Origin of the sequence: Pseudarthrobacter sp. N5 (assembly GCF_050157035.1) — a bacterium.
Classification (GTDB): Bacteria; Actinomycetota; Actinomycetes; order Actinomycetales; family Micrococcaceae; genus Arthrobacter.
In genome coordinates this window covers 1,723,319-1,743,548 of the sequence record NZ_CP189593.1, presented here as the reverse complement: position 1 = coordinate 1,743,548, position 20,230 = coordinate 1,723,319, and the positions used below count along the sequence as shown (strand labels likewise).

19 protein-coding genes are annotated in these 20,230 nt (G+C 64.6%); 4 read left to right on the top strand and 15 right to left on the bottom strand.

Annotation, left to right across the window (positions count from 1 at the left end):
* Window positions 1-26: 26 nt before the first annotated feature.
* The 6 genes from kynU to truB form a co-directional block, all read right to left on the bottom strand.
* A complete protein-coding gene (gene kynU, locus ACQCST_RS08460; RefSeq protein ID WP_426998819.1) occupies window positions 27-1,268 on the bottom strand; it encodes a kynureninase in 1,242 nt (413 codons plus the stop codon).
* Window positions 1,265-2,119, bottom strand: a complete 855-nt coding sequence (kynA, locus tag ACQCST_RS08455; protein WP_426998818.1) for a tryptophan 2,3-dioxygenase — start codon at window positions 2,117-2,119, stop codon at window positions 1,265-1,267. Before kynA ends, kynU begins: the two co-directional genes overlap by 4 nt.
* A 93-nt stretch (window positions 2,120-2,212) precedes the next feature.
* Window positions 2,213-3,196 (bottom strand): bifunctional riboflavin kinase/FAD synthetase, encoded by a 984-nt coding sequence (locus ACQCST_RS08450; protein WP_426998817.1) that lies wholly within the window; start codon window positions 3,194-3,196, stop codon window positions 2,213-2,215.
* Window positions 3,197-3,377: 181 nt separating this feature from the next.
* Complete coding sequence (locus ACQCST_RS08445) at window positions 3,378-3,836, bottom strand: hypothetical protein (protein WP_426998816.1); 459 nt, start codon at window positions 3,834-3,836, stop codon at window positions 3,378-3,380.
* 1 nt (window position 3,837) lies between these two features.
* On the bottom strand, window positions 3,838-4,191 hold the full coding sequence (locus tag ACQCST_RS08440; protein ID WP_426998815.1) for a hypothetical protein: 354 nt from the start codon (window positions 4,189-4,191) through the stop codon (window positions 3,838-3,840).
* A gap of 2 nt (window positions 4,192-4,193) precedes the next feature.
* Window positions 4,194-5,117, bottom strand: coding sequence for a tRNA pseudouridine(55) synthase TruB (gene truB / locus ACQCST_RS08435; RefSeq protein WP_426998814.1), 924 nt, complete (start codon window positions 5,115-5,117; stop codon window positions 4,194-4,196).
* A 114-nt stretch (window positions 5,118-5,231) separates the two neighbouring features.
* Here truB and ACQCST_RS08430 point away from each other — a divergent pair, with 114 nt between their 5' ends.
* Entirely contained in the window at window positions 5,232-6,386 is a 1,155-nt protein-coding gene (locus ACQCST_RS08430) for a pyridoxal phosphate-dependent aminotransferase (RefSeq protein WP_426998813.1), read from the top strand.
* Window positions 6,387-6,413: 27 nt separating this feature from the next.
* On the opposite strand, the gene ACQCST_RS08425 is transcribed toward ACQCST_RS08430, so the two are convergent.
* From ACQCST_RS08425 to rimP, 6 genes are all read right to left on the bottom strand, one after another.
* Entirely contained in the window at window positions 6,414-6,899 is a 486-nt protein-coding gene (locus tag ACQCST_RS08425) for a nucleoside deaminase (protein WP_426998812.1), read from the bottom strand.
* 90 nt (window positions 6,900-6,989) lie between these two features.
* A complete protein-coding gene (rbfA, locus tag ACQCST_RS08420; protein WP_426998811.1) occupies window positions 6,990-7,499 on the bottom strand; it encodes a 30S ribosome-binding factor RbfA in 510 nt (169 codons plus the stop codon).
* A gap of 206 nt (window positions 7,500-7,705) precedes the next feature.
* The gene (gene infB, locus ACQCST_RS08415; protein WP_426998810.1) at window positions 7,706-10,585 is read right to left on the bottom strand and encodes a translation initiation factor IF-2; all 2,880 of its coding nucleotides are present in this window, start codon (window positions 10,583-10,585) and stop codon (window positions 7,706-7,708) included.
* 152 nt (window positions 10,586-10,737) lie between these two features.
* Window positions 10,738-11,136: a YlxR family protein gene (locus ACQCST_RS08410; protein WP_426998809.1), complete on the bottom strand. Its 399-nt coding sequence runs from the start codon at window positions 11,134-11,136 to the stop codon at window positions 10,738-10,740.
* Window positions 11,137-11,279: 143 nt separating this feature from the next.
* Entirely contained in the window at window positions 11,280-12,260 is a 981-nt protein-coding gene (gene nusA / locus ACQCST_RS08405; RefSeq protein ID WP_426998808.1) for a transcription termination factor NusA, read from the bottom strand.
* Window positions 12,260-12,877, bottom strand: coding sequence for a ribosome maturation factor RimP (rimP, locus tag ACQCST_RS08400; protein ID WP_426998807.1), 618 nt, complete (start codon window positions 12,875-12,877; stop codon window positions 12,260-12,262). The genes nusA and rimP overlap by 1 nt, the downstream gene beginning before the upstream one ends.
* A gap of 105 nt (window positions 12,878-12,982) precedes the next feature.
* On the opposite strand from rimP, the gene ACQCST_RS08395 reads away from it, so the two are divergent.
* From ACQCST_RS08395 to ACQCST_RS08385, 3 genes are all read left to right on the top strand, one after another.
* Window positions 12,983-14,086 (top strand): DUF4439 domain-containing protein, encoded by a 1,104-nt coding sequence (locus ACQCST_RS08395; RefSeq protein WP_426998806.1) that lies wholly within the window; start codon window positions 12,983-12,985, stop codon window positions 14,084-14,086.
* A gap of 97 nt (window positions 14,087-14,183) precedes the next feature.
* Window positions 14,184-14,888, top strand: coding sequence for a VIT1/CCC1 transporter family protein (locus ACQCST_RS08390; protein ID WP_426999122.1), 705 nt, complete (start codon window positions 14,184-14,186; stop codon window positions 14,886-14,888).
* 61 nt (window positions 14,889-14,949) lie between these two features.
* Complete coding sequence (locus tag ACQCST_RS08385) at window positions 14,950-15,975, top strand: aminoglycoside phosphotransferase family protein (protein ID WP_426998805.1); 1,026 nt, start codon at window positions 14,950-14,952, stop codon at window positions 15,973-15,975.
* On the opposite strand, the gene ACQCST_RS08380 is transcribed toward ACQCST_RS08385, so the two are convergent.
* The 3 genes from ACQCST_RS08380 to ACQCST_RS08370 form a co-directional block, all read right to left on the bottom strand.
* The gene (locus ACQCST_RS08380) at window positions 15,972-17,360 is read right to left on the bottom strand and encodes a pyridoxal phosphate-dependent decarboxylase family protein (RefSeq protein ID WP_426998804.1); all 1,389 of its coding nucleotides are present in this window, start codon (window positions 17,358-17,360) and stop codon (window positions 15,972-15,974) included. The two genes, ACQCST_RS08385 and ACQCST_RS08380, sit on opposite strands and share 4 nt — an antisense overlap.
* Before the next feature lie 117 nt (window positions 17,361-17,477).
* A complete protein-coding gene (locus ACQCST_RS08375; protein ID WP_426998803.1) occupies window positions 17,478-18,272 on the bottom strand; it encodes a sulfite exporter TauE/SafE family protein in 795 nt (264 codons plus the stop codon).
* A 19-nt stretch (window positions 18,273-18,291) separates the two neighbouring features.
* Window positions 18,292-20,103 (bottom strand): proline--tRNA ligase, encoded by a 1,812-nt coding sequence (locus ACQCST_RS08370; RefSeq protein ID WP_426998802.1) that lies wholly within the window; start codon window positions 20,101-20,103, stop codon window positions 18,292-18,294.
* Between the last annotated feature and the right edge of the window lie 127 nt (window positions 20,104-20,230).

Sequence of the window (20,230 nt, the reverse complement as noted above, 5' to 3'; positions counted from 1 at the left end):
TCGAAACACGGTCTGTGCGGCTGCTTTTATGCCTGGAGCTGGGCCCGGATCGCAGCCACGCCGCGGCGGAGTTCCACAAAGCCGGTGCTCAGCGGTGAGAGGCCGATCCTGATGCCCTGCGGGGCGCGGAAATCCGGGATCACGTCCTGCTCCCACAGCGCTGCAGTCACGCCGCGGAAGCCGGGATGGTCCAGCGTTATGTGGCTTCCCCGCAGTTCAGGGTTGCGCGGCGTCGCGAGTTTCACTCCATGGGGAGCCAGCCAGGCGTCGTACAGTTCGATGGCATAACCGGTGAGCTTCCGGGATTTCTCCCGGACCGCTGACATGCCGGCTTCCTCCAGCAGGTCCAGGGTTCCGCGCATCGCGACCATCCCGAAGATCGCCGGGGTTCCACTCAGAAATCCGCGGATTCCGGGCGCCGGTTCGTAACCGGGCGCCATCTCAAAGGCTTCCTTGCGCCCCATCCAGCCCCATACGGGTTGCCGTAGTGCCGGCAGGTGCCGCCTGTTGACGTAAGCGAACGCCGGTGAACCCGGCCCGCCGTTAAGGTATTTGTAGGTGCAGCCGGCTGCAAAATCAACATCCCAGGCGTCCAGCTGGAGCTCCACAGAACCGGCGGAATGGCACAGGTCCCAGACCACCAGCCCGCCGGCGTCGTGGACGGCGGAGGTGATGGCCGGCAGATCTGCCAGGAAGCCGGAGCGGTACGCCACGTGGCTGAGAACCACGACGGCGGTGGCCGGTCCTGTGGCCGCCCGCACCTGGTCTGCAGTCACCCCGGCGGCGGGGTCAGCGTCGATCCAGCGCAGTGTGAGCCCTTCCTCGCGGGCGATCCCCTCCACGAGGTAACGGTCCGTGGGGAAGTTGTCGGTATCCGCCACAATTTCAGTCCGGGCGGGATCAGCAACGGCCGCCAGGGCTGCCCGGATCATTTTGTAGAGCACCACCGTGGTTGAATCGGCGATGATGCTCTGCCCCGCCGCGGCCCCGAGGACGGCACGTCCAAGCTGGTCGCCGATAACCTGCGGCATGTCCAGCCATTCCTCATCCCAGCCGCGGATCAGGCGGCCGCCCCAGCTTTCCTGGATGAAGCGGCTTACATCGTCTACGGTCCGCTTCAGCGGGCGGCCCAGTGAGTTGCCGTCCAGATAGGACAGCTCAGTTTCCGTGCCGATGAAAAGCTCCCGGTACCGGGCCAACGGGTCCTCGGCGTCCAGCTGCACTGCGCGCTGGAAGAGGGTGACATCGTCGAACGTTTCCGCGGTCACTGGCCGATCTCCGTCCGGACAGCAAACAGCTCGGGGAAGAACGTCAGTTCAAGCGCTTTTTGAAGGAAGGCTGCGCCGCTGGATCCGCCGGTTCCTGTTTTCATGCCGATGGTGCGTTGCACCGTCCGGAGGTGGCGGAAGCGCCACAGCTGGAAGTTATCCTCCAGATCCACCAGTTCTTCGCAGGCTTCGTAGGCGCCCCAGTTATGGGCAGCGTTCTCATAGATGTGCTTGAAGAGCGGCACAAGTTCAGGCGAAAACTGGTGCGCCCGGGTCACGTCACGGTCCAGCACCGAGGCCGGCACGTCGAAGCCCTGGCGCTTGAGGTAGGCCAGGAATTCGTCATAGATACTGGGTGCTTCCAGCAGTTGCAGGAGCAGTGCGTGGGCTTCGGGATCGGACTCAAAGACCGGCAGCATTTTGCGGTTCTTGTTGCCGAGAATGAATTCCACGGCGCGGTATTGGCTGGACTGGAAACCGGAGGAATTTCCAAGGAATCCCCGGAACTGCGAATATTCGGTGGGGGTCAGGGTGGCGAGGACCGACCACTGCTCCGTGAGTGTTTTCTGGATGTGCTTGACCCTGGCTATGGCTTTGAGAGCCGAGCCGAGATCGTCCTCACGCAGTTTGATCGCCGCACGCCGGAGTTCGTGAAGCACCAGCTTGAGCCACAGTTCGGTGGTCTGGTGCTGGATGATGAACAGCAGTTCATCATGGTGCTCGGGTTCGCTGACCGGCTGCTGGGCGCTCAGCAGCGTGGGCAGCTGAAGATAGGAGGCGTAGCTCATCCGGGAAGTGAAATCGCGCACGATTCCCTTGTCCAGCTTTCTGGTGTTCTTCTCTACGGTCACAGAGTTGCCTTCCTTGCCAATGACTGTGTGCTGGTGAACCGGGTGCTGCTGGGACTTTGCGTAGGCAGGTGGGTAGCCAGGTGAGTGCTCAGCTCAGCGACGGGCCAGTATGCCGTGGGCCTGGATAACATCCAGTCGCATCTGATCCACCAGTGCCTCGGGCCCACGGTACGCCACCATGCCGCGCAACCGGACCACAAACTCCACCACTACTGTCTGGTCGTACAGATCAAAGTCCTCCACGGCCTCGGCCGGACGGTCGATGACGTGGGCCTCAACGTGACGGCTAACGCCATCGAACGTGGGGTTTGAACCGACGGAGATGGCGGCCGGCCAGCGGGTTCCCGCCTGGTCCACGAGCCATCCGGCGTAGATGCCGTCTGCCGGGATGAGTCCGCTGGCGTTGTGCGCCAGGTTGGCCGTAGGAAAACCCAGGACCCGTCCGCGGGCCGCCCCATGCACTACCTGCCCACGCATCCGGTGCGGGCGGCCAAGTACGGCGGCGGCCGTGGCGACGTCGCCCTCCTTCAACGCCTCCCGGACCCAGGTGGACGAACAGCGGCGGTCCGTACCGCCGTCGTTGTGGAGGGGGAATCCTTCTGAACCGAACTCGCTGATGATCTGCACTTCGAAGCCGAATTGCCTGCCCAGCTCCTGCATGGTGGCGAGATCGCCGCTGTTGCCGCGGCCGAAACGGGCGTCATGGCCAATGACCACGTGGCTGGCGTGCAGGGCGTCCACAAGAACCCGTCCCACGAATTCCTCCGGTGTCAGGCTGGCCAGATTCAGCGAGTACTTCATGACCAGCACAGCATCCAGGCCGAGCTCCCCCAGCGCATCCAGTTTGTCCTGCAGTCCCATGATCAGCTCGGGCGCGGACTCCGGCCGGTGAACCTGCGCGGGATGCGGATCGAAGGTTACGGCCACGGCCTTGGCCCTGTTCTGGCGGGCGGTCCTGATGAGCTGTGACAGCACCTGCTGATGTCCGCGGTGGACGCCGTCGAAGTTGCCGAAAGTGACAACCGAAGGACCAAAGTCCGCCGGGACCTCGGACGGATCGTTCCAGATGTTGACCATCAACCTCGCCTTTTACTGCCTGCCATTGACTGCTCCGGACGCCGTGCCGGGCGCCGGAACTCTCTAAGATTACCCGCAATCGCCGGAGGCCATGGACGGCCCGTCGACGCCGGCGGAAGCCGGTCTTCCGCGCGCCGGAGTGCGGGACTGCGATGCGAGGGCAGCTGTTCGGCGGTGTATTTTATGACCCGCGTTTCGCCGGACGCCGGCGATACAGCCACATCAACCCCAGAACAGGCAGCAGCAGCGGGATGAAGGCGTAGCCGCGGCCGAACAGCGACCACACGGTCTCGTGCGGGAACTGGACGGGGTCCACAACGCTCAGCGCGCCCACCACCAGGACGCCGATGAGCTCAACCAGCACCGCTGTCAAAGATACCTTGAACCAGGTCCTGCCGGGCTTCGCCAGCGACACGGTGGCTATCACATATACCACGGCGGCGAAGGCGGACAGAATATACGCCAGCGGGGCTTCGGAGAACTTGCTGATGATCTGGAACCCCGCGCGGGCCGTGGCGGAAATCGCGAACACCGCGTAGACGGCGATCAGCAGGCGTCCGGGGCCGGTATTGCGGGTATCGGGGCTTTTCCCGGGGGCCTCTTCGGCGGGCGACGCTGTCACGTTGTGTCCTTCTTCCATGTCAGTACCAGATCTGGTTCATTCGGGCGGCCATTACCACGGCGGTCACTCCGACGGCGGCCAGGACAAAGTTGCTCCAGCGGGTCCGTTCCAGGATGGACCAGTAGACGGCGGCGACAGGCAGCATCAGCGCCGTGGCCTGGTATCCCCAAAATTCCCAGGCTTCGCCGGCGATGGGTTCGCCTGCGATGACCCTGACGATGGAACCCACCAGATATGCCAGCAATGCCAGTTCGACGGCGGCCACGGACAGAATGGTGACGTCGTTGGGAACTTTTTTCAGGGTCCCCGCCACCAGGCAGATGAGTGTGGACAGGAGCCCGACGGCCAGAATCATATAGAAGAATGCGTCCAAGGCTATGCGTCCTGGCGTTTCTCGTTGTCAGGTGCGAACACCAGGACCGGTTTGGCAAAACTGCCGGAGTCCGCGAGCAACGCCACCAGGCTGCCGTCCGGAGCAAACGCGGCCGCCGGCCTGTCCGCCGTGGCAGCCTCCGGGGTGCCTGCGGCGGCCCCGGCGGCGATCCTGCGGCCGAAGGACAGCTCCGTGGTCTCCTCTTCGCTGAGTTCCCGGTTAGTCATAAGCGCGCGGGCTGCCTGGGACATTTCAAGGACGTCCAGCTCTTCAGCCAGCTGATCGAGGGTCCTGGCCTGTTGCAGCGTGTAAGGACCCACCTGGGTGCGGCGCAGCGCCGTCAGGTGTCCGCCAACGCCGAGGGAATCCCCCAGGTCACGTGCGAGTGCACGGATGTACGTGCCGGAAGAGCACTCCACCGTGACATCAATGTCCAGGACCTCGGCGTCGCTTTCGCGGCGGATCCCGTGGACTTCGAAGCGGTGGATGGTGACCGGACGCGCGGCGAGCTTGACGTCTTCGCCCGATCGGACGCGGGCGTAGGCGCGTTCGCCGTTGACCTTGATGGCGCTGACGCTGCTGGGGACCTGCTGGATTTCACCTGTCAGGACGCCGACGCCGGCATGAATGGCCTCGTCGGTGACGGCGGCGGTGCTGGAGCGGCTGGTGACGTCGCCTTCGGCGTCGTCAGTGACTGTGGACTCACCCAGCCGGATGGTTGCCGTATAGGTCTTTGACGTGCCGACAATATAGGTCAGCAGCCGGGTGGCCTTATTGATGCCCACCACCAGCACTCCGGTGGCCATGGGATCCAGTGTCCCGGCATGCCCCACTTTCCGGGTACCGGCGAGCCGCCGCATCCGTCCAACCACATCGTGGCTGGTCCATCCTTGCGGTTTGTCCACTATTACCAGTCCAGAAAGCACGCTTTCCAGTATATCCGCCATACCCCGCGTCTCCCGCCCTGGCCCGTGCCCCCGCCGCCCGCCGTGAGCAACCCGCCGTGAGAAGTACAAAGGGCGGCGGCTAGGATGGCTGTCATGCCCGAGCTTGCCGCACATGTCCGCGACGTCCCCGCCAACCAGATCCGCGAGATCACCGAGGCTGCCTGGGGTACGCCCGGGGCCATCGTCCTGAGCATCGGCGAGCCCGGCTTCGCGCTCCCCCGGCATGTCCTTGAGGCCGGGATGGCGTGCCTTGACCGGGATGAAACCAACTACACTCCAAATGCCGGAATCCCCGCTCTCAGGGAGGCGTTCGCTGCGCGGTTCCGCGAGCACAACGGCACTGACATAGGGGCCGACCGGGTCTATGTTGTGGACGGCGCCCAGCAGGGCCTGCATTTTGCCATGAGCCTGCTGCTTTCTCCCGGCGACGAAGTGCTGATCCCCAACCCGGGCTATCCAACATTTGCCATGACCAGCCGGCTCCTGCATGCCGTTCCGGTGGAGTATCCGCTACTTCCCGAGCACGATTTCCAGCCTCGGATCGCGGATGTCGAGACACTCATCACTGCCCGGACCCGGGTCTTGATCCTCAATTCGCCGTCCAATCCGCTCGGGGCCGTGCTCGGCGCTGAGCTGACCGGCGAACTGGTGGAGCTGGCCCGCCGCCACGATCTATGGATCATCTCGGATGAATGCTACGAGGCGTTCACCTACGATGTTCCGCACGTGAGCCCGGCACACTTCGACAGCCAGGTTCCCGGTGACGCCCGGGTGTTCACCTCCCTGACGCTCTCCAAGACGTACGGCCTCACCGGGCTGCGGATTGGCGCACTGATCTGTCCGCCCGGCCTGGAACAGCAGATGAACAACGTGATGGAGGCGATTGTCTCCTGTGTTGCGTCGCCGTCGCAGTATTCGGCCCTGGCCGCTCTGACTGGCCCGCAGGACTACGTAGCCCACGCCCACGCGCACTACCGTGCCAACCGGGACGCGGCCTCGTCCCTGCTCACGTCCAAGGGCATTCCGTACCTCAACGCGCAGGGAGCTTTCTACCTCTGGGCGGATGTCTCCCACGTAAGCGGCGGGGATGTACGGAACTGGGTGCGCCGGTTCCTGGCGGACTCGGGTGTTTCGTTCGCACCCGGCACAGCGTTCGGTTCCATCGGAGAGGGCTGGATCCGGATCGCCTTGTGCGGCGGGAAGACAGAGCTGCTCGACGGACTGGGCCGGCTGCCCGAGCGGTTTTAGTATCCTGCCCGGCACGGAGTAACCGGTTCAGTAGTCCGTGCGCCCCACGTTGTCCCGCCACGCCTCAAAAGGAGCGTCCGACGTCGGAATGGCAGTTCGCCTGGCAGGCAGCAGTTCCGGACGGGTGCCGTCAAAATATTCATAAAAGACGGCGTCGTCAAAGCCTGCCGCGGCAGCCGTGTGGCGGTCAGCGGCAAAGTGGACGACGTCTATTCGCGCCCAGAGCGCCGCGGCGAGACACAGCGGGCACGGTTCGCAGCTTGTGTAGAGGACGGCACCGCTTAGATCGAAGTTTCGCGATTCCCTGGCTGCCGTCCGGATGGCTACCACTTCCGCATGTGCGGTGGGGTCGTTGTCACGCGTGACCCGGTTGACTCCTTCATGGACTGTGCCGTCGGCTGTGACCACGATGGCGCCGAAAGGTCCGCCGCCGTGGGCGACGTTCCTTAGCGCCAGCTGCACGGCTTGCTCAAGATAGCCTTCAGGGCCTGTCGATGCAGCTGATACCGTCATGCTCTGATCCTAGCGATGCTTGGCCGCGGAAACAGCAGAAGGGCCGGTCCCGTTTCCGGATCCGGCCCTTCCACGAGTTTCAGGGAACCACTATTTGTTACTGTCTTCGTCGAAGCCGGCGTCGGCTTTGAGGTCAACATCCTCTTCGTCGAAGTCGTCCTCGTCGATTTCCACATCGTCAGGGACGTCGCTCTTGTACGGATCGGCGTCGCCGGCGTGTTTGGCGCCCTGGGCCAGGGCCGTCACTTCAGCGTCGCGCTTCTTGGCGGCCCGGAGCAGTTCCTCCAGGTTTGAGGCAACCACCGGAATCTGGTCAGCTACAAATTCAAGAGTGGGGGTCAGGCGAACGGTGACGTTCCGCCCCACTTCCTGCCGAAGCACGCCCTTTGCCTTCTCAAGACCTTTGGCAGCCTCGTCCTGGACCAGCTGGTCGCCGAACACCGTGTAATAAATGGTGGCGTGCTGCAGATCGTTAGTGACGCGGGCATCAGTAACGGTAATGCCCTCAAGCCGCGGATCCTTGACCTTCCGGCCCAGTGCCTCCGCAACAACAACCTTGATCCGCTGCGCCAACTTGGCAGCCCGTGCGGGATCAGCCATGACATCCTCCTGAAATATAGAAAACTTAGCCACGCTCTGAGGCGAGTCTACGACGGACTCGCGTTGGGTTTTTTCCGGCGGCCAGGGAGTGGCATCGGGCCTGTCGGAGCCGGGCGGTTTACGGTCGTAGATCGAAAACCGTCCGGCGAAGGGGCGGGGCCGCCGGAAAAAATCCAACGGCCCCGCACCTCTAACGCTAGAACAACCTAGACGCGCGGCTTTTCACGCATCTCGAAGGTCTCAATGATGTCGCCTTCGGTGATGTCGTTGAACGAGCCAAGACCGATACCACACTCGAAGTCCGTGCGGACTTCAGTGGCGTCGTCCTTGAAGCGCTTGAGCGTCTCAACGGTGAGGTTCTCACCGATGGTCTTGCCGTCGCGGGTGACGCGGGCCTTCGTGTTGCGTCGGATGACACCCGAGCGGACGATGGAACCCGCGATGTTTCCGAACTTGGAGGAGCGGAAGACTTCGCGGACCTCGGCAGTGCCAAGCTGGACTTCTTCGTACTCCGGCTTGAGCATTCCCTTGAGGGCCAGCTCGATGTCATCAATTGCTGCGTAGATGACGGAGTAGAAGCGCATGTCCACGCCTTCGCGGTCTGCCAGATCGGCAACACGCTCGGCGGGCTTGACGTTGAAGCCGATGATAACGGCGCTGTCCACCGTAGCCAGGTTGACGTCGTTCTGCGTGATCGCACCGACACCGCGGTGGATGATGCGGAGCTGGACGCCTTCGCCGACATCGATCTTGAGCAGCGCGTCCTCGAGGGCTTCCACGGCACCGGACACGTCACCCTTGAGGATGAGGTTGAGGGTGTCGATCTTGCCTTCGGCGACGGCCTGGTCGAAGTCTTCCAGGCTGATGCGCTTGCGGCGCTTGGCCAGGGCGGCGTTGCGATCCGCAGTTTCACGCTTCTCGGCGATCTGGCGGGCGGTACGCTCGTCAGCGGTCACGAAGAAGGTGTCACCGGCGCGCGGAACGTTGGACAGACCCAGTACCTGCACGGGGCGGGACGGGCCGGCCTCGGTCAGGGCACTGCCGTCATCGTCGAACATCGCACGGACGCGGCCGTGGGCCGTGCCTGCCACGATGGTGTCGCCGACCTTCAAGGTACCCGACTGCACCAGAACGGTGGCCACGGAACCGCGGCCCTTATCCAGGTTGGCTTCGATCGCAATACCGCGGGCGTCCTTGTTCGGGTTAGCGCGCATGTCCAGGGCAGCATCTGCGGTGAGCAGGACAGCCTCAAGCAGCTCGTCGATGTTCAGGTTCTGGCGGGCAGACACCTCAACGAACATGGTGTCGCCACCGTATTCCTCCGGAACCAGTCCGTACTCGGTCAGCTGGCCACGCACCTTCTCAGGGTTGGCCCCTTCCTTATCGATCTTGTTCACAGCCACAACGATCGGCACGTTTGCTGCCTGCGCGTGGTTGAGGGCTTCAACGGTCTGCGGCATAACGCCGTCGTCCGCTGCGACCACCAGGATGGCGATGTCGGTGACCTTGGCACCTCGGGCACGCATGGCGGTGAACGCCTCGTGGCCGGGGGTGTCAATGAAGGTGATCCGGCGTTCGGTACCTTCATGTTCGTGAACAATCTGGTACGCACCGATGTGCTGCGTGATGCCACCGTGCTCGTCAGCCATAACATCGGAGTTACGGATGGCATCCAACAGCCGGGTCTTACCGTGGTCAACGTGACCCATAACGGTGACTACTGGAGGACGTGCCTCGAGGTCGTCGTCGCCTTCAGCCTCAAGCTCGGCGTCAAAGTCGATGTCGAAGGTGCTGAGCAGCTCGCGCTCCTCGTCCTCCGGCGATACAACCTGAAGCTTGTAGCCAAGTTCCTCGCCAAGCAAGGCGAAGGTCTCTTCGTCCAGAGACTGGGTGGCCGTTGCCATTTCACCGAGGTGGAACAGAACGGTAACCAGCGCGGCGGGGTTCGCCTCAATCTTGTCGGCGAAGTCCGTGATGGACGAGCCACGGCGAAGCCGGACTACGGTGTTGCCGTCGCCACGGGGCACGCTCACGCCACCCAGCGACGGGGCACTCATCTGCTCGAGTTCCTGGCGCTTGGCTCGCTTCGACTTGCGCTGCTTGCCTCGGCCTGCGCCGCCCTTACCGAAGGCGCCCTGAGTTCCACCCCGTCCGCGGCCACCCTTGCCGAAACCGCCTCCGGCCGGAGCGCCGCCGCCACCGGCACCGGGAGCGCCGGTTCCAGGTGCGCCACCCGGACGGCCTGGACCGCCGGCACCGCGACCGCCGCCACCCGGACGTCCACCGGCACCAGCCGGTGCGGGACGCTCGGTGCGGTTAGGCATCATGCCCGGAGTTGGACGGTTTCCACCGGCACCTGCCGGACGGCCTGGGCCGCCTGGAGCGCCGCCGGTACGCGGAGCACCCGGACGGGCACTTCCCGGAGCGCCAGTTGTGCGGGGGGCACCTGGACGGGGGCCACCTGCACCTGCTGCCGGGCGGGGACCGCCGGGACGTTCGCCGTCGGGACGGCTTCCTCCGGCACGGGGCATGCCCTGCGAAGGCGCGAACGGGTTGTTGCCCGGACGCGGAGGACGTTCTCCGTCACCGCCGCGTCCGCGGGGCATGCCCTGCGAAGTGGCGAAGGGATTGTTGCCGGGGCGGGGGCCGCCCGGACGTGGTGCTGAGCTGCCCTGGCGTGCCGGGGCGGCGGGAGCTTCGGCTTTCGGAGCAGGCCGAGCGCCGGGCTTCGCACCGGTGGACGGTGCCGCCGGGGCTGCGGCGACAGCGGGTGCCGACGGAGCCGCAGCAACAGCGGGTGCTGTCGGTGCTGCGGCCTTGGGAGCCTGTTCTTTCGGCGCTGCCGGCGCTGCCGGGCCCGGTGCCGGTGCCGGAGCGGGACGTGACTCCGTGGGCTGTACCGGCGCCGCTGCGGGCGTCGAGGCGGCAGCGTTTGGGTAAGCGTTGCGGAGTTTCCTCACAACGGGGGCCTCAATGGTGGAAGAGGCGGAGCGAACGAATTCGCCCAGTTCCTGCAGTTTGGTTACTGCATCTTTGGAAGTAATACCGAGCTCTTTTGCAAGCTCATGTACGCGGACCTTGGCCACATTTCTCCTGTCTCGGTCCGCACCGAGCCAGGCACGAACCGTCTACTTCTTAATGCGGGCCCTCGCCGCGGATGCAGCTGAAAGGCCCATTGCAAAGCGCAACAAAGTTGTCATCGTTGCGCACTCATCGCTGGGAACTCATCGGGTTTCCATCAGATTTCTGACCCGCTTTCAGGTTGGACGGTTGGTGCTGCAGCCACCGTGGTGCCCGCAGCGTTCGTGCCTGCCGTTATCCGGCGTTCGACGTCGGCAGTTCCGGTTGCGCCGGTGAGGGCCCTTCCGAAAGCTCGACGCTTGACCGCCAGTGTCAGGCACGATTCGCGGGGGTGCAGCCATGCACCCCTGCCAGCCATCCGGCGTCGTTCATCCACCAGGACAGCGGATGAACCGCTGCCTTCGGCGACGAGCCGGAGTAACTCAGACCGCGGACCCTTTTTCCGGCATCCGATGCAGGTACGCTGCGGCCGATTCTCGCTGTGAAGCACTTGTGCCACTGTGAGTATCTTCCTGCCAGTACATATCTGCCGGCCCTGCACTGCCCTGCGCCGCATGGCAACGCCTGGGCACGCTCAGGGCGCACGAATACCGGCCGTTAGGCGCGGTCATGTCTATTCTAGCGCTCAGCCGCCTGAGACCGGTAACCGAGGGCCAGCTCGCCGGGGTGGAAACCAGCCCGGCACCCCGCTGGCGCGGTCTAGTCTTGGCGCTGTTCGGCGGCGTCCGAGACGATGTCGATCCGCCATCCTGTCAGCTTGGCAGCCAGACGAGCGTTCTGGCCTTCCTTGCCGATGGCCAGGGACAGCTGGTAATCCGGAACCACCACACGAGCGGAGCGGGTGGATTCGTCCGTGATGGTGACCGAATTCACACGCGAGGGAGACAGGGCGCTGGCAATGAAAGTGGCCGGGTCCTCGCTGAAGTCGACGATGTCGATCTTTTCGTCGTTCAGTTCAGTCATGACGGCCCGGACGCGGGAGCCCATCTCGCCGATGCAGGCGCCCTTGGCATTGATGCCGGGGATGTTGGCCTTGACAGCCATCTTGGTGCGGTGACCGGCTTCGCGGGCCAGGGCAACAATCTCCACGGAACGGTCCGCGATCTCGGGGACCTCCAGCTCGAAGAGTTTCCTGACGAGCCCGGGGTGCGACCGGGAGAGGGTGATGGACGGGCCCTTAGTGCCCCGGTGCACATCGATCACAAAGGCGCGGAGCCGGTTGCCGTGGGTATATTTCTCACCCGGAACCTGCTCGGGCGGCGGCAGCAGCGCCTCGACCGTACCCAGGTTGACCTGGATCATGTGCGGATTGTTCCCCTGCTGGATCTGGCCGGCAACGAGCTCGCCTTCACGGCCCTTGAACTCACCCAGAACGTTGTCGTCTTCGACGTCCCGCAGGCGCTGAAGAATGATCTGGCGGGCAGTACTGGCCGCGATGCGGCCGAAGCCAGCCGGGGTGTCCTCGAACTCGCCGATAGGCTCGCCGTCGTCGTCGATTTCGACTGCCCAGATGGTCACGTGACCGCTCTTGCGGTCCAGCTCAGCACGGGCCTTTTCAAAGGCGCCGGGCGACTTGTGGTAGGCCACCAGCAGAGCCTGCTCGATGGTGGGAATCAGGAGATCCAGCGGGATTTCGCGCTCGCGCTCCAGGAGTCTCAGTGCGCTCATGTCAATATCCATTAGGCCTCCTCGGAAGGTCCATTGTGTTCAATTTCCAGACCGGCCTCGTCGAGGTGGCTGAACTCTATCTCGACTTTTCCAGTGCGGATCCTGTCGAAAGGAATTTTCACCGGCTCACCCTGCTTGGGCTTCATGCCTTTTTTCACGGTGATTTCCGGGACCAGTGTGACGCCGTCCGCGTCCACAGACTGGATTCGGCCGGTAACGTTCTCGCCCTGGATGACGCTTACCTTGACCATCCGGCCACGGGCGCGGTGCCAGTGCCGGATCTCGGTCATGGGCCGTCCGACACCGGGCGAGGACACCTCGAGGTCATACGGACGCCCGTCGTCACCCGGATCGTTGTCAAGGACCTCCGAAAGCTCCCTGGAGATCTGCGCAATGACGTCAAGGTTCACGCCACCGGTTTCCTCCTGCGGCAGGTCCACCACCACGTGGACAACCCGGTGGGAGCCTGCAACGTTGATGCTGACTTCCTCGAGGTACAGGCGGTTGGCCTGTACCGAGGGCTCAAGCAATGCCCGGAGACGCTCGGCCTCAGGATTATGCACGGGCGCGGCGTCAGCCTTTCCCGTTCCGGTCCGGTCTGATGAAGTCGTGGCTTCTGCATTACTCACGATGCCGGCCGCCTCCCGCTAGATGATGTTATGTGTACTAGCGTAGCGATTTTCCAGCCGCCGTGGTGCACTGACTTTGCACCCGCCGTGGCAACATGGTCTGTTGTGAATAAGGACAACAGGGAAAACCGCAGGCCGGGCCACCTCTTCCGGTACGCCATCCTTGCTGTAATTGCCTTCCTGGTGGCAACTCTGGGAGTGGCACTCATCCCCCGGGAGGCCCCAGCCCCCGCCGAACCGCCCTTTTCCGAACGGGCCCGCGCCGCAGCCTTGACGGAAACGATGCGGTTGCGGGCGGCCGGACTGCAGCTTGCGGACTCTGTCTCCGGAGCCGAACGGCAGCACTATTCGCAGACTGTGACTTTGCTGACAACCCAGGCCCGGGCACTTCTCGTTCCCGACGAACCACCGGCTGCCGGACCCAATAAATCCACGCCAACAGCCTCGGCCGCCACCGGCACCGTCCCGCCGCTGCCTGTGTCAGCGGCCGGTCTGGTTGCCGGATTGTCAGCCAGCGGCAGCCAGCGGATCGCTGATTCCCAAACGTCCGACGGCGGGGTGGCACGTCTGTTGGTCAGCATCGGTACGGCACAGCTGCTTCAGGCGGAGCTGCTCGCCTCGGTTGCAGGCCTGCCGGCACCCGCCGAACCAACGGCTCCTCCAGCGGCCCTGCCGGCGCAGACGCCGCCATCACCCTCGTGCCCGCCATCCACGCCAGCTCCCCCAGGTCCGTCCCTGGCAACGGCGTTGTCCGTGGCGGTAAAAACGGAAGTTGAAACCGTCTACGGCTATCAGGTGGCGCTCACCCGCCTCAGCGGATCTGCCGCGGCCTCGGCTGCCCGGCTCCTGGCCAGGCACGAAACCGCGGTGGGCGAAGCCGAATCCCACAGCCGCCTGCATTGCGTGGCGATTCCGCCGCGCGAAGCCGGATACACACTGGCCCCTCTGTTCCTTGAGTCCCCGGCCAAGGGCCTGGGCAGCCTGGAGTCCGGCACGTTGCCCGTGTATGGCGATCTCGTGGCTCTCAGCAGCGGGGACACCCGGCTGTGGGCCATTTCCAACCTCCTCAACGCGGCGCGGCGATCGCATCTCTGGGGAGCGGACATTGGCCCGTTCCCGGGCTTGGTCCTGGACACCGCGGAGCTTCCGGAACTTCAGCAGGGCAGCAGCCCGCCCACCGTCCAGGAACAGCCACACACAGCACGTTAGCCGCGCGTTACTGGCAGGCAGCGGAAAGTGGTGGTTTCCTGAAAGCATGGACTTTTCGGACGATTCAACGAACCGCAACCGGTTCCTGCCCGACGGAATGCATGCAGACGAACCGCATGGCAACGACGTCGCACAGCGCCTCAACTGGCTGCGCGCCGGCGTTCTGGGGGCGAATGACGGAATCGTCTCCGTTGCCGCCATTGTGGTGGGCGTTGCCGGCGCCACATCCGATCCAGGCACCATCCTCACTGCAGGTGCTGCGGGACTGGTGGGCGGCGCCGTCTCCATGGCGCTGGGTGAATACGTCTCGGTGAGCAGCCAGAGCGACAGTCAGAAGGCTCTGATCGAAAAGGAACGCCGCGAGCTGGCAGAGGAGCCCGACGAGGAGCTGGCAGAGCTCGCAGCAATCTACCGAGACAAAGGGCTCAGCATGGAAACGGCCCAGACTGTGGCGGAAGAGCTCACGGCCCACGACGCCCTGGCTGCTCATCTGTCGGCCGAATTGAACATTGACGAAACGGACATTGTCAGTCCGTGGCACGCGGCATTCGCCTCGGCTATGGCATTCACCGTGGGTGCGGTGCTGCCGCTGCTTGCCATCCTGCTGCCGCCGGCCTCCATCCGGGTGCCGCTGACGTTCGGAGCTGTTCTCATTGCACTGGCCCTGACCGGGGCCCTGGGGGCCTGGATTGGCGGCGGCTCCCGGCTGCGGGCCGCAGTGCGTGTGGTGGTGGGCGGCGCGCTCGCATTGGCGGCAACGTTTACCATCGGCAACCTGCTGGGCGCCAGCGGGATCGTCTGACCAAGGCTCCTCTGCCGGATCAAGCAACCCGGCATGTCATGGTTGAACTACTGTGGAACCGATGAGCCGCCTAAGCGATGTTCCGATTCCGCCTGACCTCACCCGCCGCTACGGCGGCAGCAGCGCAGGGCGTGCATGGCTGGCCTCCTTGCCGGAACTGATACGGGGCCGCGTGGACCATTGGGAACTGGACGTAGATCTTGCTGACGGCACGTTGCCCTGGAGCGGCCACGGAGGCATTGTGGTTCCGGTCCGTTGTGCCGGCACGGCCGCAGCCCTGAAGGTCGCGTTTCCGCATGATGGAGCGCGCGTGGAGCGGCATGCGCTGGCGCTCTGGAATGGCCGCGGCGCCGTCCGTCTGATGCAGTCCGACGCCGGAACGTGCGCCATGCTGCTGGCCCGCCTTGACGCCGGACGGTCTCTGCAGAGCGCGCCTATGGATACGGCCGTGGAGGTATGGGGATCCCTGATGAGCCAGCTCTGCCTGGTTCCTGATCAGCGGCCTCAATGGCAGGAGTTTGATCATGTTGCGGCCCGGGCCGAGCAGTGGAGTGACGATCTCCCGGCAGACTGGGAGCAGCTTGGCCGCCCGTTTCCCCGCTGGCTGCTGGAAGCCGCGCTGGAAGTCTGCCAGACCCGTGGCGCCGTCAGCCGCCGCACGGGGCACGATGTGCTTGTTAACACCGACTTCCACTACCTCAACATTCTGGCAAGGACCGATGCCACGGAAGTTCCGGGCCCGGACGGCTATGCGGCAATCGACCCGCAGCCCATGATCGGTGAGGCGGAATTCGGGGTGGCTCCTGTGCTGTGGAACAGGGTCTCCGAGCTGTCCCGCCGGGATCCTGGGGCCGGGCTGCTCGAACGGTGCCGCGATTTCAGTGCGGCTGCTGGTCTGGATGCAGAAATCGCCCGTCAGTGGAGTATTGCCCGCGAAGTGGATAATGCCCTCCGGTACGCGTCAAAGTCCCGGCACGAAGGCGATCTGGCGCGCTCACTGTGGGTGGCCAGCACACTCGCGGGCAGGACGCTGGAGGGGCTCCCCGCCCCGCACGATTTGCCGGAACCTGGCCAGGCCGGCAGCTAGCCCCGTACTCCGGCGAACGCCGAGGTGACAGCCTCTACCGCTGTGTCGACGTCGTCGGTGTCGGTGCTCCAGTTGCTGACCGATATCCGCAGCACGTCCCGGCCCAGCCAGCGGGAGCCTGACATCCATACCCGCCCTTCTTCGATGATCTTTGCCGTCACCGCGCGGGTGGTGGCATCATCACCGAAGGCCAAGGAAATCTGCGTATAGCTGACGTCGTTGAGGACCTCAATCCCGTCGACCTCGGCCAACCGCTCCGCGATCCCGGCCGCACAGCGAGCCAGCTGACGGACCTGCGCGGCAACACCGTCCCGGCCCAGTGATTTCAGGGCTGCCCACACCGGTACTCCCCTGGCCCGACGGGACAGTTCAGGCACCTTCTGGAACGGGTCGCCGGGCCCGTCGGCGTCATGGATGAGGTAGCTGGTGCTGATCCCCATGGCACTGCGAAGGGCCGCGCTGTCCTTCACTACGGCGATGCCGCAGTCGTAGGGAACATTGAGCGTCTTGTGCGCATCTGTCCCCCAGGAATCGGCCAGTTCCATGCCGCTCGTCAGCGCCGCCAGTTCCGGAGTGGCCGCAGCCCACAGGCCGAACGCTCCGTCCACATGAACCCAGGCACCATGCTTCCGGGCAATCCGGACAGCCTCGGTGAACGGGTCAAAGGCACCGGAATGCAGGTTGCCGGCCTGCAGACACACCAAGGCCGGACCTGAACCACCGGCCAGCAATGTCTCCAGCGCGGCCGGAATGAGCCGGCCCTGGCGGTCCGCCGGCACCACCGTTGGCCGGCCCAGGCCCAGGTACCGCATTCCCAAATCGATGGTGTCGTGGCGCTCCTGCCCCACAAAGCAGCGGATCCGCGGGGCACCGAAGAGTCCGTCGCGGTCCAGGTCCCAGGCTCCGTCCGCCAGGAGCCGCCAGCGTGCGGCAGCCATGCCGGTGAAGTTGGCCATGGTCGCACCGGTGACAAAGCCGACGTCGGACTCCTCCGGCAGGCCAAGAAGTTGCAGCAGCCACTGGCCGGCGGCGTCCTCGATGGCCGCCGTGGCAGGCGTCGCATAACGGAGCCCGGAATTTTGGTCCCAGGCGCTGACCAGCCAGTCCGCGGCCAGTGCCGCAGGCAGGGTGCCGCCGATGACCCAGCCGAAGAAGCGTCCGGAGGGCATGGCCATCAGCCCCGGTTCGGCGTTATGCGCCAGATACTCCACCACCTCGGCTGCTGCCATGCCCTCTGGCGGAAGCGGACCGCCGAAATCTGCAGCGAGCCCGCGCGCGGTCTGCTGGGGGCCAACTTGGCGGGTGGGCAGGCTCGCCAGCCACTCCGTGGCGTGGCGTACCGCAGCGGCCAACGCATCTTCGTAAGGATCTGCGCCTGCTGACATAGCAGCATGCTACGCCTGGCGGACCGGGACTACGAGGGCGCCTGGATCTGGCCGCGGCCCTATGAAGCTAGCCAGAACCCGCGGCAGGTTGATCCCACCGCCCGGCGACAGCTGCATCTAGGCGAAGTTCTCATTCCAGACGTCATAGCCCAGTTTGATAATCAACGCGCCCACCACCGCCAGGAACACCAGCCTGATAAACCGGCTCCCCTGTTTAACAGCCGCGCGCGCCCCCAGGTAGCCGCCTGCCATGTTGGCCAGCCCCAGTACCAGGCCCACTCCCCACAGCAGAGAACCATGCGGCAGGAAAAACAACAAGGCTCCGGCGTTGGTGGCCATGTTGACGATTTTCGCTTTCGCGCTGGCCTCCAGGAACGCGTATCCCATGGCAGCCACCAGGGCGATGATAAGGAACGAGCCGGTACCTGGCCCGATCAGGCCATCGTAGAAACCGATCACTGCCCCGATCATGCAGGCCACCGCATAGTGGGTACGCCCGTCATGCCGCAGTACGGTGAGACCGCCGACGTCAGGCTTAAAGGCGGTGAATAGAGCCACGGTGATCAGTGCCACCACAATGATCGGCTTGAAGACGTTGGCGGGCAGGCCGGCGGCCAGGCTGGCGCCGCCGAAACTTCCGGCCAAGGCAATCACAGCCATTGGTATGGCCGTCCGCAGATCGGGCCTGACGCGGCCGTAGTAGGTGACGGCGCTGGTGGTGGTTCCGAAAATGGAGCCCATCTTGTTGGTAGCCAGCGCCTGCACCGGCGAAATCCCGGGCACCAGAAGCAGCACGGGAAGCTGGATGAGCCCTCCGCCGCCTACCACCGCATCCACCCAGCCGGCGGCAAATCCGGCCACCACAACCAGAATGAGTGTGGTCAGCTGGATCGACTCGAAACCTGAGATCACACCTGCCGGCTACTGCTCGTCAGCTGCGGCGCACGGCGGTCAGCACGTAGTCAACGGCCTTGTCCACGGCCACATTCTCCGCCTCGCCGCTGCGCCGGTCCTTGATTTCCACAACGCCGTCCACCAGCCCGCGGCCCACCGCCAGGATGGTGGGCACACCGACGAGTTCGGCGTCGCCGAACTTCACGCCGGGGGAAACCCTTGGCCGGTCATCGTAGATGACTTCGAGGCCCGCGGCTTCGAGTTCCAGGGACAGTTTCTCGGCAGCCGCGGATATTTCCTCGCCGCGGCCAACAGCCACCACATGGACATCCGCAGGGGCAACAGAGCGGGGCCAGACCAGGCCCTTGTCATCGTGATTGGACTCGGCCAGGGCGGCGACCGCACGGGTTACACCCACCCCGTAGGATCCCATGGTGACTACGACCTGCTTGCCGTTCTGGTCCAGCACCTTCAGTTCCAGTGCCTCGGCGTATTTGCGGCCGAGCTGGAAGATATGGGCCATCTCGATGCCGCGGGCGGTTTCCAGCGGGCCTGAACCATCAGGAGCCTCATCGCCGGCACGGACCTCAGTGCATTCGATCACGCCGTCCCAGCCGAAGTCACGGCCGGCCACGAGCCCGAACACATGCTTGCCGGATTCGTTGGCGCCCGTGACCCAGGCGGTGCCGCTTACCACGCGGGGATCCACGAGGTACAGGAGTTTGGCGGCAGCTTCGGTGCCCAGAAGCGGCGCATCCAGGGAGAGCCCCGGCCCCAGATAGCCCTTGACGATCAACGGTGTCTTTTTGAGGTCCTCTGCATTGGCCGCCTCGAGGCCGATTTCGCCACCGATCGGCAGGAACGAAGCGATATTGGCTTCCACCCGCTTGAGGTCCACACCGCGGTCGCCGGGAAGCCCGATGACCACCAGCTGCCGTTCCCCGGTGGGCAAGGTAACGGCGAGAACCACGTTCTTCAGAGTGTCGGCGGCCGTCCAGGCTCCGCCGTCTGCCTCGGTTCGTGGAACCAGCTGGTTGGCTGCGTCCACCAATGTTTCGATGGTGGGAGTGTCCGGTGTATCGCGGATCTCTGCAGCCGGGGCATCCGTGAAGTCGATGTCCGCAGGAACCACCGTTGTAACGGCCTCGACATTGGCCGCATAACCACCGGCTGAACGGACGAAGGTATCCTCGCCGATCTCACTGGGGTGGAGGAATTCCTCGCTCCTGGAACCTCCCATGGCCCCGGCAGTCGCTGCCACCGGAACCACATCCAGACCGAGCCGTTCGAAGATCTTCACGTAGGCGCCGCGGTGCGCGGCGTAGCTCGCGTCCAGGCCGGCTTCGTCCACATCGAAGGAATAGGAGTCCTTCATGATGAATTCGCGGCCACGCAGCAGCCCTGCACGCGGCCGCGCCTCATCCCGGTACTTGTTCTGGATCTGGTAGATGCTCAGTGGCAGGTCCTTATACGAGGAGTACAGGTCCTTGACCAGCAGCGTGAACATCTCCTCGTGCGTCGGAGCCAGCAGGTAGTCCCCGCCCTTGCGGTCCTTGAGACGGAAGATACCCTCACCGTACTCAGTCCACCGGCCGGTGGCCTCGTAGGGCTCCTTGGGCAGAAGCGCCGGGAAGTGGACTTCCTGGGCTCCGATTGCCGCCATCTCCTCCCGGATGATCCCTTCCACCTTGCGAAGTACGCTCAGGCCAAGGGGCAGCCAGGTGTAGATTCCCGGTGCCGCCCGGCGGATGTAGCCCGCCCGTACCAGCAGCCGGTGACTTGCGACCTCGGCATCGGCGGGATCTTCGCGCAGGGTGCGCAGGAACAGCTTGGAAAGTCTAAGGACCACGGGCGGATTTCCGTTTCTGGGTAGAACTGGTTGTGATGCACAACCGGGCAAAATCGTCTGCGTACTAATCTACCGCCACGCGGACAGCGGAATCGCCCCGGCCGCGCCACACACTGAAGCGCCGCGC

What these genes read in the sequence shown, in the direction of transcription:
- rbfA (WP_426998811.1), bottom strand. Translation starts at nt 7,499, where the DNA reads ATGGCTGATCCCGCACGGGCTGCCAAGTTGGCGCAGCGGATCAAGGTT.
- nusA (WP_426998808.1), bottom strand. Translation starts at nt 12,260, where the DNA reads ATGGATATTGACATGAGCGCACTGAGACTCCTGGAGCGCGAGCGCGAA.
- ACQCST_RS08390 (WP_426999122.1), top strand. Translation starts at nt 14,184, where the DNA reads ATGCATGCAGACGAACCGCATGGCAACGACGTCGCACAGCGCCTCAAC.
- ACQCST_RS08430 (WP_426998813.1), top strand. Translation starts at nt 5,232, where the DNA reads ATGCCCGAGCTTGCCGCACATGTCCGCGACGTCCCCGCCAACCAGATC.
- ACQCST_RS08425 (WP_426998812.1), bottom strand. Translation starts at nt 6,899, where the DNA reads ATGACGGTATCAGCTGCATCGACAGGCCCTGAAGGCTATCTTGAGCAA.
- ACQCST_RS08450 (WP_426998817.1), bottom strand. Translation starts at nt 3,196, where the DNA reads ATGGTCAACATCTGGAACGATCCGTCCGAGGTCCCGGCGGACTTTGGT.
- ACQCST_RS08410 (WP_426998809.1), bottom strand. Translation starts at nt 11,136, where the DNA reads ATGCGGCGCAGGGCAGTGCAGGGCCGGCAGATATGTACTGGCAGGAAG.
- ACQCST_RS08445 (WP_426998816.1), bottom strand. Translation starts at nt 3,836, where the DNA reads ATGGAAGAAGGACACAACGTGACAGCGTCGCCCGCCGAAGAGGCCCCC.
- ACQCST_RS08385 (WP_426998805.1), top strand. Translation starts at nt 14,950, where the DNA reads ATGAGCCGCCTAAGCGATGTTCCGATTCCGCCTGACCTCACCCGCCGC.
- ACQCST_RS08380 (WP_426998804.1), bottom strand. Translation starts at nt 17,360, where the DNA reads ATGTCAGCAGGCGCAGATCCTTACGAAGATGCGTTGGCCGCTGCGGTA.